At 58.7% G+C, this 14,881-nt stretch carries 12 protein-coding genes and 1 tRNA gene; 5 read left to right on the top strand and 8 right to left on the bottom strand.

The window, feature by feature from the left end:
- Nucleotides 1-169: 169 nt before the first annotated feature.
- Genes NFS22_RS00065 through NFS22_RS00045 form a run of 5 tightly spaced genes read right to left on the bottom strand, consistent with a single transcriptional unit; the run spans nucleotide 170 to nucleotide 7,007 of the window.
- Nucleotides 170-1,870: a M15 family metallopeptidase gene (locus NFS22_RS00065; protein WP_251315736.1), complete on the bottom strand. Its 1,701-nt coding sequence runs from the start codon at nucleotides 1,868-1,870 to the stop codon at nucleotides 170-172.
- Nucleotides 1,871-1,881: 11 nt separating this feature from the next.
- Nucleotides 1,882-2,499 (bottom strand): hypothetical protein, encoded by a 618-nt coding sequence (locus NFS22_RS00060; protein WP_251315735.1) that lies wholly within the window; start codon nucleotides 2,497-2,499, stop codon nucleotides 1,882-1,884.
- Between the two features lie 22 nt (nucleotides 2,500-2,521).
- Nucleotides 2,522-3,919, bottom strand: coding sequence for an alginate O-acetyltransferase AlgX-related protein (locus NFS22_RS00055; RefSeq protein ID WP_251315734.1), 1,398 nt, complete (start codon nucleotides 3,917-3,919; stop codon nucleotides 2,522-2,524).
- 12 nt (nucleotides 3,920-3,931) lie between these two features.
- Nucleotides 3,932-5,335: an MBOAT family O-acyltransferase gene (locus tag NFS22_RS00050; protein WP_251315733.1), complete on the bottom strand. Its 1,404-nt coding sequence runs from the start codon at nucleotides 5,333-5,335 to the stop codon at nucleotides 3,932-3,934.
- A gap of 37 nt (nucleotides 5,336-5,372) precedes the next feature.
- Nucleotides 5,373-7,007 (bottom strand): S-layer homology domain-containing protein, encoded by a 1,635-nt coding sequence (locus tag NFS22_RS00045; protein WP_251315732.1) that lies wholly within the window; start codon nucleotides 7,005-7,007, stop codon nucleotides 5,373-5,375.
- A 382-nt stretch (nucleotides 7,008-7,389) separates the two neighbouring features.
- On the opposite strand from NFS22_RS00045, the gene NFS22_RS00040 reads away from it, so the two are divergent.
- The 4 genes from NFS22_RS00040 (at nucleotide 7,390) to NFS22_RS00025 (ending at nucleotide 12,769) form a co-directional block, all read left to right on the top strand.
- Nucleotides 7,390-9,357 carry a cytidylate kinase family protein gene (locus tag NFS22_RS00040; RefSeq protein ID WP_251315731.1) on the top strand — a complete coding sequence of 656 codons (1,968 nt, stop codon included), beginning with the start codon at nucleotides 7,390-7,392 and terminating at the stop codon, nucleotides 9,355-9,357.
- A gap of 598 nt (nucleotides 9,358-9,955) precedes the next feature.
- Nucleotides 9,956-10,684 carry a 30S ribosomal protein S2 gene (rpsB, locus tag NFS22_RS00035; RefSeq protein ID WP_251315730.1) on the top strand — a complete coding sequence of 243 codons (729 nt, stop codon included), beginning with the start codon at nucleotides 9,956-9,958 and terminating at the stop codon, nucleotides 10,682-10,684.
- Between the two features lie 118 nt (nucleotides 10,685-10,802).
- Nucleotides 10,803-11,723, top strand: a complete 921-nt coding sequence (tsf, locus tag NFS22_RS00030) for a translation elongation factor Ts (RefSeq protein ID WP_251315729.1) — start codon at nucleotides 10,803-10,805, stop codon at nucleotides 11,721-11,723.
- Between the two features lie 80 nt (nucleotides 11,724-11,803).
- On the top strand, nucleotides 11,804-12,769 hold the full coding sequence (locus NFS22_RS00025) for a P1 family peptidase (protein ID WP_251315728.1): 966 nt from the start codon (nucleotides 11,804-11,806) through the stop codon (nucleotides 12,767-12,769).
- A gap of 24 nt (nucleotides 12,770-12,793) precedes the next feature.
- Here the strand turns inward: NFS22_RS00025 and trmB are convergent, their stop codons facing one another.
- Entirely contained in the window at nucleotides 12,794-13,504 is a 711-nt protein-coding gene (gene trmB / locus NFS22_RS00020) for a tRNA (guanosine(46)-N7)-methyltransferase TrmB (RefSeq protein WP_251315727.1), read from the bottom strand.
- A 152-nt stretch (nucleotides 13,505-13,656) separates the two neighbouring features.
- Between trmB and NFS22_RS00015 the strand changes: the two genes are divergently transcribed.
- Nucleotides 13,657-13,732, top strand: a tRNA-Pro gene (locus NFS22_RS00015).
- A 66-nt stretch (nucleotides 13,733-13,798) separates the two neighbouring features.
- Here the strand turns inward: NFS22_RS00015 and NFS22_RS00010 are convergent.
- Both NFS22_RS00010 and NFS22_RS00005 read right to left on the bottom strand, forming a co-directional pair.
- The gene (locus NFS22_RS00010) at nucleotides 13,799-14,020 is read right to left on the bottom strand and encodes a hypothetical protein (protein ID WP_251315726.1); all 222 of its coding nucleotides are present in this window, start codon (nucleotides 14,018-14,020) and stop codon (nucleotides 13,799-13,801) included.
- A 108-nt stretch (nucleotides 14,021-14,128) separates the two neighbouring features.
- The coding region (locus NFS22_RS00005) for an IS256 family transposase (RefSeq protein ID WP_251315725.1) at nucleotides 14,129-14,881 on the bottom strand (753 nt) is incomplete at its 5' end.

Genomic DNA, 14,881 nt, shown 5'->3' with positions numbered 1-14,881 from the left:
CATTCCGGACTGCAAATACCGGGCACACTGAAGCCTTATCGGCTGTCAGTGTGCCCGGTAAATTTTATGCTGTCATCATCCAAAATTGCTGACACCGGCGCCATAGAGGCGGCCACAGGCTGCCCCTGCACATATGGCAGCAAATTTGATGATTGCGATCTGTCTGGGGTTACGGTGCCCGGCTCAGGCACTGGGAAATCTTGTACCCGCCGGTGCTCAGGTTGTCCAATACGGAGTTTCGGGTCTCCAAATCGTTGAAGTGCCACCACTCAGAGGCCAGTGGGGTCAGTCCCGCCTCAGTGCAGCAGCGCTGGAGGGCCATGGCGGGCTTGTTGCTGCTCATGGTGTCGGTCAGCTGGGCGGACTTCCAGGCGGTAGGGGAGTGGCTGGCCACCGGCCCCACAAAGGTGGCGGAGGCCTTGCTCAGCTCGTGGATGGGGGTGGGCATGGTATACTCCTTGTACTCCCGTACCCGCACCACCTGGTGCCCCCCAATATTTTGTAACTCCGCCCGCTCCACCTTGGCCAGGGTGACGTCAATGGCAAAGCCCCGCTGATGGTTGGAGTACCCCCCGGCAATGAACCAGGAGATGTTCCAAGGCGCGCCGGTTACCGCCTCTTTCACCTCGGGGTTGCTGCGGCTCAGTGCGGTGAGAGCCTTGTAAACCGTGGTCTGCACCTCATGGGGGCGGTAGCCCTCATAAAGCACCAGGGTATTTCCCTGGGCCAGAGCCACCTGCTGGGCCTGACAGATTTGTTTGGACATGGGGTAGAGCACCGGCATCATGAACTCGTTGCGCTCCAGCCGGCGGTTATAATTTCCCCTGGGGTAAAAGGCCCGTCCGGTGACGTTGGGGATATTCCGCCCCAAGGTAACAAATCGGGAATCGTAGGAGTTGGTAGCGTTGTAGACCATAGAGGGGATCACGTCGGGCAGGTTAATCAGGCAGTAGCGGTTTTCAATCCAACCCTCGCCCTGTGTACACTCCACCCACCACCAGTCCCCCTCCTCGCTCTCCTCTGCAATGAGAAAAGCGGTGCCAGGCTCCAGCACGGCCAGCGCGCCCTCAAAGGGATCCACATCCGGGTCCTCCTCAACCTCGGGAATGGGCTCCTCGCCCGGGGCGTAGATCAGTTCGCCGTCAGGGCCCACTGTGGGCTGGGAGGGGTCGCTGATATCCTCGTCCTGAGAGAAGTCGGGCAGAAAGGGGGATGAGGGCGCGGGAGTAAGCCCGTTGGAGGAGCTGGCCCCCTCCTCCCAGTCGAAGGCATCTCCGGGCAGAGCGGAGGAGCCGGACTGAGAGGCGTCCCCAATCTGGGAAACATCTCCCGTTTGTGAGCTGTCACCAGTCTGTGAGGTATCTCCTGATTGGGAGCTGTCACCAGTCTGTGAGGCATCTCCAGGCTGGGAGCTGTCGCCGGGCTGAGAGGCATCTCCGGGCTGGGAGCTGCTGCCAGAGCCAGAGCCGCTCTCATCTCCAGGCTGGGACTCCGGGTCTTCCTCCGAACCCTCCTCCGCTTCCTCCTCTGGCACCTCCGGGATCTCCTCCCACAAAGGCAGCTGCACCGAGGCGTAGCCGGTAGCGCCCTGAACGGGCAGCTCCAAGCTTCCGTGGGACACCCGGGGAATTGAAATATCCAATGTGTAATTGGGGTCATACTCCACAGGGGGCTCAGCCTCGGGGAGGGGCTGTCCGCTGGCGTCCTCCGGGCCGCTCCCGGTGAAATCAGGGCCAAGATAGGAGGCGGTGCCGCCCCCCGGCGGCTGGGAGCTGCCCGAGCCGTCCACAGGGGCCGTTCCGCTGCGACAGGCTGTCAGCGCACTGAGAAGCAGCGCCGCCGACAGCAGGATAGACAGTTTTCCTCGCATGGTCCTCTCCCTTACACCACGTCCTGGACGGTCTCCGTGCCGTTAACCCGGTAGGTATAGACGGTAAAGCCGTCGTAAAACAGCTCACCGTCCTCGCCGTCGCCCAGACAGCTGGGGGCGTAGTCGCTGCCCTTGGGCTGGCCAATGGCTGCGATCAGGCTGGATACGCTTTTGCCGATATAAGCCTGAGCATCCGCCTTGGTGGGGGCGGACTGGGGCTCCGGCTCTGCCGGGGGATTATCACCGCCCGGGGCAAGGGGTAATTCGCAGGTTTCCTCGGAGGTATCCGGTGTCTGAGGCTCCGGTTGAGACTTGGGTTCCGGTTTTGTGGTCACCTGAGGCTTGGACACCACCGCAGGGGGCACCTCCTGCTCCTGGCTGCCTTCGGAGGGCTGGCCGGGATCCGTTCCACCCTGGGAGAAGGCGGCAGCGGAGCTGTCACTTGGCTGTCCGGCGTCGGGTATAGAGGCGTCAGGCAGAGTGAGAAGGGGGGCTATCGTGCTCTGGGCCGGGGGCTGGCTGGCGGAGGACTCCACCCAGTCACCATTGTTGGCGGAGGACCCTCCTCCGCAGGCAGACAGCGCCAAAGCGCCAGCCAGCAGCCAGGGCAAAATACAAAGCTTGTTCATTTCAATCGGTCCTTTCCAAACATTACATATTTGCCGGCAGCAGGGTGCGCAATTCGCCCTGCTGAATGTAGAGCACACAAGCGTCCTCCAGACAGGCGTCCTGGGGAACATAGAGAGTAAAGGGACAGCCGCCGTCCCAGTCCTCACCGGCGGGGGTGGCCTCATAGAGGGCCTCACCCAGCCGGACATAGACGGGGGAGTTCTCGTCCACTCCGGTGAGCGTGCCCGTCAGGCGGGTGTACCCCTCCAGCGGGTACTGCTGGGAGAGGGCCAGCCGGGCTGTCCCCGTCCCCTGCGGGGGAGTGCCGGTGAGCAGCCGCTCCGGGGCAGGGAAAATGGGGGGCCGGGTGGCCAGGTAGTCCAGATTTCGCTCCACCAGCTCAAAAATCACCGTGTCCGCCCCAGTCTGGTCCAGCAGAGACAGCTGACAGGGCATAGACCGGGAGAACAGCGCGGAGCCGTATTCCTCCGCCATAAAGGGGTATAGGCTGTTGCCGAAGGAGTCCCGGAACATGAGCAGAGAGCCCGTTTTGGCGGGATTTTCCGTCTCAATCCGCTGGTCGTCCGGCCCTCTGGGCTGGCGGACATGGTTGAAGGTAAAGGGCCGGTCAAACTGGAGGTCTCCGTCCTGTTCGGTGCCGGTGGGGTAGACCATCTCATACAGGTCCCCCCGGTGGCCGCAGGGGGTAAAGGCGTCCGAATCGGTCAAGGGGTCCCGGCCCTCTAAAAAGGGCTGGTGCTCCTTGTCCAGGGCGCTGAGCAGCGCCTGCTGGGCCATCGCGGCTCCAATGGTATTCCAGTGAGAATCCCGGGGAAAATAGGTGGCAAAATGGGGGTATTGAAGGGCCCCGCGCAGGTCGGCCCAGGGCACGCCCTCCTCCTCCATCAGGGGAATCAGGCGGTCCAGATTGCCCTCCGCCTCCAAAGGTGTGCCCACATAGGGCAGATATTGGGGGTAGAGCGTCGCTTTGTTGGGAGCCGCCGTAAACAGCAGCCGGGCCCCGCGGTCCTGAACGTACTCCTGCACCAGAGCCAGCGTGTGGGCCGAAGCCCAGAGCTGACGGCCGGTAAGGGGGTTGGTGCGCAGATAATCGTCCACCGTCTCGGCATAGAACAGCCAGCCGTCCCGGCCCAGAACCACGTCCTCCTCAGCGGACACATGGAACAACGCCGCGTTCAGGGCGGCGTCCGCTGTAATCAGCTCCTGACGCAGGGCGAAGTGGTCGGCGATATAGTCGGTGACCTCCTGGAACAGGTTCAGGTTGAAGGAACCGTCCGTCTTGGTTATGACGGGGGGCTGGACCAGCTGCTGATTGGCGGCGGCGCTCCGCTCCGGAATAACCAGCATACCCGCCGATGGGACCAGACAGGCGGCAAGAAACGCGCCCATGGCCAGCCTGGCCTTTGTTTTTGCCTGCATTGCTGTCACCGCCTAAAACTGGAAGTAGATGAAGGGATTGAAGGTGGCCTTGGACAGGTTCAGCACGCACAGGGCAAAGATCCCGGCGTAAAGCAGCGCCTGTCCCCCCTGGGTCAGGGCGGGCCCGGCCTCACTGGAGGCCCGCTTTGCCAGCCGCTGGGGCAAGCCAAAGGCCAGCAGAAGGGCGGCGGTCAGGGAACATACCGTTTTGGCGTCCAGCAGGGCAATCAGGGTCAGTGTATTGGCGGGAGAGACGGAAAAGCCGGTAAACATCTGGCTGAACATGATCCAGGCCGCGCCCAGGCTGTCCGCCCGGAAGAGGGTAAAGCCCAAAACCACCACAAGCATGGTGTAGAGATGCCCCAAAAAGCTGTTTCGCAGCCACTTGGGAATCAGGCCCGCGTCCTCCAGCGTGGAGAACAGTCCGTGCCACAGCCCCCACAGCACAAAGGTCCAGTTGGCCCCGTGCCACAGGCCGGTGGTGAAAAAGACGATAAATTTATTCACGCCGGTGCGGAAGGCCCCCTTCCGGTTGCCTCCCAGGGGGATGTAGAGGTACTCCCGGAACCAGGTGGACAGGGAGATGTGCCACCGCCTCCAGAACTCCTTGATGGAGCGGGAAATATAGGGCAGATCAAAGTTTTCCCGGAAAGTAAAGCCGAACATGGCCCCAAGGCCAATGGCCATATCGCTGTAGCCGCTGAAATCAAAATAAATTTGCAGGGTATAGCACACAGCTCCCAGCCAGGCCAGCCGGGCGTCCAGCTGCCCGGCGGTGAGGGCAAAGACGGCGTCGGCCACCTGCCCTGCCGTGTTGGCCAGCAGAAGCTTTTTTCCCAGGCCGGTGATGAACCGGCGCAGTCCGAAGAGGGTGCCCTCCGGAGTAATCTCCCGGCTGTCGATCTGGAGGGAGACGTCGTGATATTTGATGATGGGTCCGGCAATGAGCTGAGGAAAAAAGGAGATGTACAAAATCAGCTTGCCCAGGCTGCGGGTACCCGATTTTGGGTCCCGGTAGACGTCAATCACGTAGCTCAGGCCCTGGAAGGTGTAAAAGGAGATGCCAATGGGCAGCGTAATGCCAAACAGGGGCAGGTCCAGGCCGGACAGGGCATTGACGATGGACACTAGAAAGTCCAGATACTTAAACCCGCCCAGGGCCAGCAGGTTGCACACTACCGCCCCGGCCACAGCCAGCTTCCGCCCCCGGTTGGAGATGAGGCACAGGCCAAAGAGATAGTTGACCAGCACACTGGCCAGCAGCAGCGGAAGGCAGCGGAGCTGGCCGAAGGTGTAAAACACCAGACTGGCCAGGGCCAGCCAGAAATTCCGGCTGCGGACGCCCGGCAGCAGCTGATAGATCAGATAGACAACCGGCAGAAAGGCGAACAGAAAAATGGGGGAACTGAATACCATAGTTTCACTCCTAATATTATATTCTATTGGTATTCATTTAAGGCGTTCCCCCGCTCAGCTTTTTATAGGTGTGGCCGGTGTTCTGCGGAAAAACCTTAAAGAGGTTGTGGCTCTTGTAGCCGTAGTCGTGGACGTAGCGCCACTCCAGCTGGGGGTCGAAGGTGTAGTTTTTCCCGTCCAGCTTAATCTCCACCCAGCCGTGGGGAGAGGCGTTTTTGCCCAGTCCGCCAATCACGGTGTAGGCCGGCTGGCCAATTTCACGGGCCAGCAGACAGAACAAAGAGGAGAAGCTGAAACAGTTGCCCTTCCCCATAGACAAAAAGGCGGAGGCGTATTCAGGCTCCCATCCAGTGGCTCCGGTCTCCAGAAGGGGCCGCTTTAAGTAGGAAAAATTGTCCCGGCAGTAGTTGTACAGGGCCCGCAGCTTCTGGTCCCGGGTCATGGAGGAGTCGGTATACTGCTCCACCAGGGCGTTGAGCTGGTCGTCCAGGGCGGTGTCGCCGGTGGTGTAGCGGCCCTCGGCGTCAAAGTAAAAGCACTCTATGGCGGCGGAGCGGAGGAACTGGCCTTCGCTGACGCAGTAGAGCCGTCCGTTGATGCGGTAGAAGCCGTCGGCCAGGGGGACAGGCTCTGTCTGCACATCCTGCCACCGCTCACCGGAGCCGTTGGAGATGTGGCTATGGGTGGTGGCGGCCTCCATAACCTGACCGTAGGCCCAGTGGGTGGTGGGGACGTCGGGAAAATAGCGCAGGTTTTGGGCGTAGATGGCGCTGGAATCAGGGATACGGCCCAACAGCTTGTTGAAGACCACAGCGGCCTCCGCCCGGGTAAAGCCGGCGGAGGGGTTAAAGTTCCCGACGTCGTCTCCGCTGAACAGGCCGTAGCCGCCTACGGCGGAGATGTCCGAGTAGTTGGGGTGGCTGGTGGGTACATCACGGAAAGCCCTGGCCGCGCCGCCGGAAGGGATGAGCTGCGCCAGAGCGGCGGCGCTCTCCGCCCGTGTCACGGCCTGAGTGGGACGGAAGGAGCCGTCGCTGTATCCGGGCAGGATGCCCAGGCCGGCTATGTCGCCCACCGCCTGGGCGTACCATGCGTCGCTGGAGACATCAGAAAAACCGGCCCCGGCGGCGGGCCGCTCAACCACCACGCTGTACAGCATCTGAGCCAGCTCCGCCCGGGTGAGGGACTCGGAGGGATGGAACAGGCCGTCGTTGGAGCCGCTCATATACTTGGTGTGGCTGCCCGTTTTAATGGTGAAGGCGGCGGGCCGGGAAGGGCTGCTCTGGCCTTCCTGCCCCGATTGGAAGGAGGGCGGGGTCTGGGAGAAGACGGCGTAGAGGTCCATGTCCCGGGTGAGGTAAAGCTGGTCTCCGGGCAGATAGTCTGCAGAGGCGGAGGCGCTGCGCTGTGACCAGCCTATAAAGTACAGGTCCGTCAGCCCGGTGGGGGCGTAAATCTGGGTCTGGGGCAGAGTAAACTGCTGGCCCTGCTCCCCGGACATGGGGGCGGGCGCTTCACTGCTGCCTCCGTTGGCGTGGAAGCGAATGGTCACCTGGGCGGCGGCCACGGTGGCCGCCGGGCGGGAGGGCTCTATCGCCAGCACATGGATTGTCAGGCATAAAAGGACCGCCGACAAGGAGGCGGAAACCACACGGCGTAACTTCTGGCTCATTACGATTCCCCGTTTCTCTCTGGGTATGCCCGCGGAAGCGGTACACACAAAAGCTTCCAGCAGTTCATAGTAAGGATACCACATAATGGAACAAGATTCAATCTTTTTCGCAGGATTTTGCAAATAAAACGCCAGGCGCCATTATTTGATGGTCCTTTAGAGAATAGAATTTTTGTGAAAATTGACCTTTGAAATGAAACATTCGTTTTGTTATACTAAAGCCTGTAAATTGAATACGGCCATTCAACGACACATGTGGTGCATTGCACGTAAATCTGATTACGGTACAGTAATGTTTCGCGTGTGTCGTTTTGTCGAAAAAAGGCGTGTGCGGAAGCACGCGCCTTTTTTGGGCTGTATACACATCAAGGGAGGTATCTTTATGGAAGAAAACAACTATCTTGGCAGGGAGCGGGTGGGCAAGCTGCTGGTGCAATTTGCCGTGCCCAGTACGCTGGCTCTGATTATTTCCTGCCTGTACAACATTGTGGACCAGATCTTTGTGGGCAACGGCATTGGCTACCTGGGCAACGCCGCCACCGGAATCATTTTCCCCATTACTGTGGTGGGCTGGGGCGCCTCCGTCCTGTTTGGCGACGGAATGGCCACCTTCCTCAGCCTGTCCCAGGGCCAGGGGGACACCTCCGGAGCGGGGCGGTCTGTGGCCAACAGCATGCTGGGCTCCTTTTTCTCCGGTGTGGTCATTATCGCCGTATGCTACGCCCTGGGGGACAGCATCTTGTACACCCTGGGCGCCACCGAGGCCACCATTGAGCTGACCCGGGACTACGGAAACATTATCTTTATTATGATGCCCTTGGCTCTGGTGCAGAACACCCTGGCCTCCATCATCCGCGCCGATGGAAGCCCCAAATACTCCATGGCGGCTATGATGGTGGGCGCGGTTATCAACATGATTGGTGACCCGGTAGCCATCTTTGTGCTGGGCTGGGGCATCAAGGGGGCAGCCATCGCCACCATTCTGGGCCAGTTTGTCAGCTTCCTTATCTGCGTTGCCTATCTGCGCCGCAGCCGGGTGTTCCGGGTGAAGGCGTCTGACTTCATCCTCAGCTGGAAGCACCTCAAGCCCGTTCTGCCCCTGGGCGCAGGCAGCTTTTTGACCCAGCTGTGCATTGTGGCCACTACTATTGCCAACAATATCCTGCTCAAGTCCTACGGCGCTCAGAGCATTTACGGCCCTGACATCCCCCTGTCCGCCTTTGTGGTCATTATCAAGCTGTTCCAGATCATCCTGAACATTGCCTGCGGCATTACCGCCGGGGCGCTGCCCATCATGGGCTATAACTACGGCGCCAAGCTGTATGGCCGGGTGAAGGAGACCTTTAAGCTGGTTGTTCTGTCCACCCTGACAGTATGCGTAATTGCCACCGTGCTGTTTGAAAGCGTGCCTATGGTCTTTGTACGCATGTTTGGCGACAATGGTGGTGAGCTCTATTTCACCTTTGCCGCCAGCTGTCTGCGCATCTACCTGTCACTGGTGATTTTTACCTGCCTGCAAAAGGCCTGCGCCATGTTCCTCCAGTCCATTGGACATGCCAAGGCCGCGGTTCCCCTGTCGGTACTGCGTGACCTTCTGCTCATCATACTGGCCATTACAATGCCCATGAAGATGGGGATTATGGGCATTTTGTGGTCCGCTCCTGTGGCCGACTTTATCGCAATGGTCATTACTGCGGCGGTAGTGGCCCAGGTGTGGAAGCATCTGAGCCAGGAGGGCGAACGGCAGGCCAGTACCGCCAAAACAATTTTGCAGCCCTCCCGCCCGGGCGTCATCATCACCATTGCCCGGGAACACGGCACCGCCGGCAAGCGCATCGGCCAGCTGGTGGCCCAGCAGCTGAACGTCCCTTGCTACTACAAAGAGATGACCGCCCTGGCCGCCCAGGAGAGCGGTCTGGCTGAGGAGTTTATCTCCGGCATCAATTCCGACAGAAACGCGGTCATGCGGGAGCTGTACCTCAGCACCAGCGCCGTCCACCAGGCGGTCATTGCTCAGGACAAGGCTATCAACATGATTGCTGACATGGGCGCCTGCGTCATTATAGGCCGGGCTGCGGACTACGTTCTGCGCGACCGCGACAACCTGGTACGTATTTTCATCCATGCGCCCAAAGATTACCGGGTAAAAAAGGTGATGGAGATGTACGGCGACACAGAGCAGGAGGGCAAAAAGAGCATTGCCCGCTCCGACGCGGCCCGCGGGGCCTACTACCAGAGTATCTCCGGCCATGAGTGGGGCGATGCCCACCAATATGAGCTGAGTATAGACAGCTCCATCGGTGCGGAAAAGGCCGCCGGGCTGATTTGTGACTATATCAAGCGCATGTAAACTATTTATATAAAATGGTTGATTATCTCAAAAAAAGCCTTGATTTATGGGCATACAAGCAGGATTTCAAGCAGAATTCACTACCAATTTACTACTTTTGAGGGAAAGAGCCTTGATATGCCGCCCGGAACCCTGCAAGCCCAGCCACCAGCACACAGTATTGAGAAAGAATAAATGAAAACTGAATACGACGCAGACGCGGCGTTTCTCTATCCCTAACGGGAGAACAGGAACGCCGCTTTTTTTATGCCCTCATGTTACGCAGTAGGGGCAAAAAGAGCCTTGCTATATGCGGCTTTGTGAGCGCGTTTTTGCCAGGGATAAGGATTTATACCTAACCCCAGCAAAATGGCGTTCTATCGTGTAACATATGAATACAGGTTCTAAATAAAAGCCGAATTGGTCAGTTTGTCAAACAGGTTTTGAATAAAGTGCCAAAAATCAGGAAAAAACTGTTGCATATGAAAAAAATGTGTGGTATACTACCAAGGCATTATGCGTGGGAGTGCGGATCATCCGCCCGGTGCCCGGACAAACCGGGTTGGCGGAGGATATGATGCCCCCAGAAGAATAACTGAAAAACAGGAGGAAACAAACAATGGCAGTCGTATCTATGAAGCAGCTGCTGGAGGCCGGCGTACACTTCGGCCACCAGACCCGCCGGTGGAACCCCAAAATGGCCACCTACATCTACACGGAGCGCAACGGGATCTATATCATTGATCTCCAGAAGACCGTGAAGAAGCTGGAGGAGGCCTATAACTTTGTCCGCTCCCTGGGCGAGAAGGGCGAAACCCTGCTGTTCGTGGGCACCAAGAAGCAGGCCCAAGAGGCCATCAAGGAAGAGGCCAGCCGGGTAGGGATGTACTGGGTGAATGCCCGCTGGCTGGGCGGCATGCTCACCAACTTCAAAACCATGCGGGGCCGTGTGGACCGTCTGGCCCAGCTGAAGAAGATGCAGGAGGACGGCACCTTTGACATGCTGCCCAAGAAGGAAGTCATCAAGCACATGGGCGAGATCGCCAAGCTGGAGAAGTACCTGGGCGGCGTCACTGAGATGAAGAAGCTCCCCGGCGCCCTGTTCGTGGTGGACCCCCGCAAGGAGCGCAACGCCATCAACGAGGCCCGCAAGCTCCACATCCCCATTGTGGCTATTGTAGACACCAACTGCGACCCCGACGAGATTGACTACGTCATCCCCGGCAATGACGACGCCATCCGCGCCATCAAGCTGATCTCCTCCGTCATGGCCAACGCCATTCAGGAGGGCCGCCAGGGCCAGGATGCTGCCCCCGCCGAGGAGGCCGCTCCCGCCGCCGCGGAGTAATATTGTATTTGTGTAGGGCGTGACGACCCCGGTGTGCTGTCCTTTTCCGGCAAAGACGGTGTGCGGCGTGGCGAGTCGTTGCGCCCTGCGAATCATAACAATTTGGAGGTAATATATTATGGCGATTTCCGCAAAAGACGTACAGAAGCTGCGCGAGATGACCGGCGTAGGTATGATGGACTGCAAGAAGGCCCTGGTGGAGGCCGACGGCGACTTTGACAAGGCCATTGAGTGGCTGCGGGAGAAGGGCCTTGCCGCTCAGGTAAAGAAGGCTGGCAAGGTGGCCGCCGAGGGCGCCTCCTGCGCCTTTGTGTCTGATGACGGCGTGGGCGTTATTATCGAGGTCAACTCCCAGACCGACTTTGTGGCCAAGAACGAGGTGTTCCAGGGCTTTGTCAAGGACGTGGCCTCTGTGGTGGCCGCTGAGAACCCCGCTGATGTGGAGGCCCTGAAGAACTGCAAGTACCCCGGCACCGACCGCACCATTGCCGACGTCACCGCCGACAAGGTGCTGGCTATCGGTGAGAACATCCAGATCCGCCGTTTCGTCCGCTACGCCGAGGGTGTCAGCGTGCCCTATATCCACATGGGCGGCAAGGTAGGCGTGCTGGTCAACCTGGCTGTTGAGGGAATCGACGCCGCCAAGGTGGTGGAGCTGGGCAAGGATGTGGCCATGCAGATCTGCGCCATGAACCCCAGCTATCTGGATAAGTCCGACGTGAGCCAGGAGGTTCTGGACAAGGAGAAGGAGATTCAGCTGGCCGCCATGGCCAACGACCCCAAGATGGCCTCCAAGCCCGATAAGGTAAAGGAAGGCATTGTCATGGGTAAGCTGGGCAAGTACTATGAGGAGAACTGCCTGCTCCAGCAGGCCTTCGTCAAGGAGAATAAGATCTCCGTGGAGAAGCACGTGGCCGCTGTGGCCAAGGAATTGGGCGGCAAAATCACTGTGAAGGCATTTACCCGCTTCGCCACCGGCGAGGGCATTGAGAAGGCTGAGGACGACTTCGCCGCTGAAGTCGCCTCCATGATTAAGTAATCGGTTCTGAAACAGAAAACGAGAGGCCAAGGTGAATGTGTCCTGGCCTCTCTATTTATAGATAAGTGAAGTGTTGTGGCATGAAAGAGATTGGAATTATGGAGATAGGCGGCTTCCAGGTGGGACATGCTGAAAATCAGGAGGCGGCCACCGGCTGTACGGTGATCCTGTGTGACCGGATGAGCCCCGCCGGGCTGGATGTGCGGGGAGGCGGTCCCGCCTCTAGGGAATCTCAGATATTGAATCCTGTGGCCGCAGCAGAGGGTGTCAACGCCGTGCTCCTCTCCGGGGGCAGCGCCTTTGGCCTGGACGCCGCAGGGGGTGTGCAGCGGTATCTGGAGGAGCGGGATATCGGGTTTGACACGGGGGTGGCCAAGGTCCCTCTGGTCAGCCAGTCCTGCCTGTTTGACCTGGGGGTGGGGGACAAACATGTGCGCCCTGACGGGGCCATGGCCTACGCCGCCTGTGAGAATGCAAGCTATGATGAGCCTGCCCAGGGTAATGTGGGCGCCGGGACCGGCTGCTCCATAGGAAAGTACCGGGGAATGGGACGGGCAATGAAGTCGGGCTTTGGTACCTGTGCCCTCCAGGCCGGCGGGCTGAAGGTGGGAGCACTGGTGGCAGTCAACGCCCTTGGGGACGTGTATGGCCCTGACGGGAAACAGATTGCCGGGCTGTTAAATGAGGGTTGGACCGGCCTGTCCTCCACTCTGGAGGAGCTGTTCCGGGATGTGACCCTGGCGGAAAACCTCTTTGCTGGAAACACCACTTTAGGAGTGGTGGTCACCAACGCCAAATTGGACAAAACCCGCCTGACCAAGGTGGCCGGTATGACCCACAACGGCTATGCCAGGGCTATTCGACCGGTCCATACTACTGCTGACGGGGACAGTATCTACGCCCTGTCCCTGGGGGATTTCCCTGGTGATGTCAACGTGGTGGGAGCTATGGCTGCCCAGGCTATGGAGCGGGCCATTGTCAGAGCGGTTCAGTCCTCCGATTCCGCCTACGGGCTGCTGGGGTGGAGGGAGCTGTCCAAAAACTGAGGGTCGCCCGGCTGACATTGCCGGTTATTCCCTGGCCGCTATTGCCTCAGGCCGGTTGGCAGGCCCCGGGATAGGCTTGAATTCCGGCTCCGGGTCCATGGGCTCTTTGGTCCCAACACAGCGGTTGATGGGCGTCCCCATCAGATGAAATTTTTCCTCGTAGTCTGTCATAATTCCCCGTATGCTCTGGCCGTGAAGGTTGCGGGTCACCTCAGACAAAGCAAAACCCGCCTTGGGGAATTGAAACAGGGACCACTCGAAGAGATCGTGGTTGTCACTTTTAAAGTGAATTTCTCCCTTTTCCCGCAAAACGCCCCGGTAGAGAATCAGAAACTGCTCGTGAGTCAGCCGCCTCCGGGCGTGCTTCACCCCCGGCCAGGGGTCACAGAAGTTGATGTAGAGCAGATCGACCTCGTCGGGTGCAAAGTAGTCCCGCAGCAGAGCCGCGTCCCCGTCAATAAAGAAAATGTTGGTCAGCCCCTTGGCCTGACAGCGCTCCATAGCGACAATCATGGCGTCCGGAACCCGCTCCAGAGCAATGTACAGTACATCAGGATTTTGTTCCGCCGTCTCAGCGGAAAACCGGCCCTTGCCGCAGCCAATCTCCAGCCGCACCTCCCGGGCCTCCGGGAAAAGCTCCCGCCACCGCCCTCGCATCGCTGCAGGGTTGTCAATCCGCATTGCCGCACACCGCTCCATCCGGGCCGACAGGTTTGGCTTTTTTCTCATTCGCATGGTTTTGTCACCTCTGTGTAGAATTTCAAAAATATCTTAACATATTTATCAGAAGACTTGCAATCGTTTTTAAAATATATTATACTGTTGTAGAGATTTTGAACGATATGCTGTCTGCGGACCGTTTTAGGAATGCCAGCAGAATAAGAGATCGGGGTGTTGCGCAGTTGGTAGCGCGCCTGCTTTGGGAGCAGGAGGCCCGGGGTTCGAGTCCCCGCACTCCGACCATGCGGAGTGTCCTTATAGGATTTGAGTATCCTCGGAGGACACTCCGCATTATTTTTGCTCAAAATCCTATACGGCGATCCGCGACCGGGAGTAGCTGACGGCTACTCCCTTTCTTGTCCCCATCGTGATTTCCACAGCCGGGATGTTCCGGCGGTCAGGGACGGAGAAAGCGCCGATACAGTTGTAATAGATGGTGATATGCTGGGTGGTAACGCCGTCCGGCTTGGTGTAAAATCTTGTGTAAGCGAAAATCGACAAAGTCAAGAAGTGGCGCGATGGAAAGTGCACAGGCTGGGGCTGAATCCCTTGGCCACCTAGGGTCCCGGCGGGCGGGGCGGTATGCACGCCGCAGGTGTGAATGCCGGCCTGCTTGCCGGGACATTTTACAGCCAGGGATCAGCCAACAGCACGGCCGGAGAACAGGATCTCCAGCTGGCTGAGCACCAGGTCCCAGTTCTGGCATCTGGTGCGCCAGCGCTTCGTAATGCGCTGGGAGGCCAGGTAAAGCATCCTGCGCAGGGAATCATCGTTGGTAAAGCAGGGTTTGTTCTTCGTGATCTGACGGAACTGGCGGTTGAGGCCCTCGATAATATTCGTCGTGTATATGATTTTACGAACTTCGGGCGGATATTCATAGAAGGTACTCAGAACTTCCCAATTCTCCTCCCAGCTTTTCACGCAGGAGGGGTACTGATTCCTCCATTTTTCCGAGAACTGAAGCAGGTTCTCTTCCGCCTCATCCAGTGTGACGGAGGTATAGATCTTCTTCAGATCAGCCACCACGTGCTTGATGTCCTTCCAACTGACAAAGCGGGTGGAGGAACGGATTTGATGAACGATGCAGCGCTGCAAACGGCTCTGGGGATACACCGCACGGATGGCTTCCATCATCCCGCACAGGCCGTCCGTACAGAACAGATACACATCCAAAACTCCCCTGCTTTTGAGGTCATTCAACACATTCAGCCAGAATTTGCTGCTCTCATGCTCCCCGATCCACACCCCAAGGATGTCCTTCCGTCCATCCATGGTGATCCCCAGGACCACATACGCCGCCTTTGTCACGTACCGGTGGTCCTCCCGAACCTTGTAGTGGATGGCGTCCATGAAGATGAACGGATACACCGCCTCCAGAGGCCGGTTCTGCCA

Origin of the sequence: Flintibacter muris, from assembly GCF_943192995.1 — a bacterium.
In the GTDB taxonomy this organism is placed as follows: domain Bacteria; phylum Bacillota; class Clostridia; order Oscillospirales; family Oscillospiraceae; genus Lawsonibacter; species Lawsonibacter muris.
The sequence above is the reverse complement of the archived record's forward strand: the minus strand, read 5'-3'. Positions and strand labels throughout refer to the sequence as shown.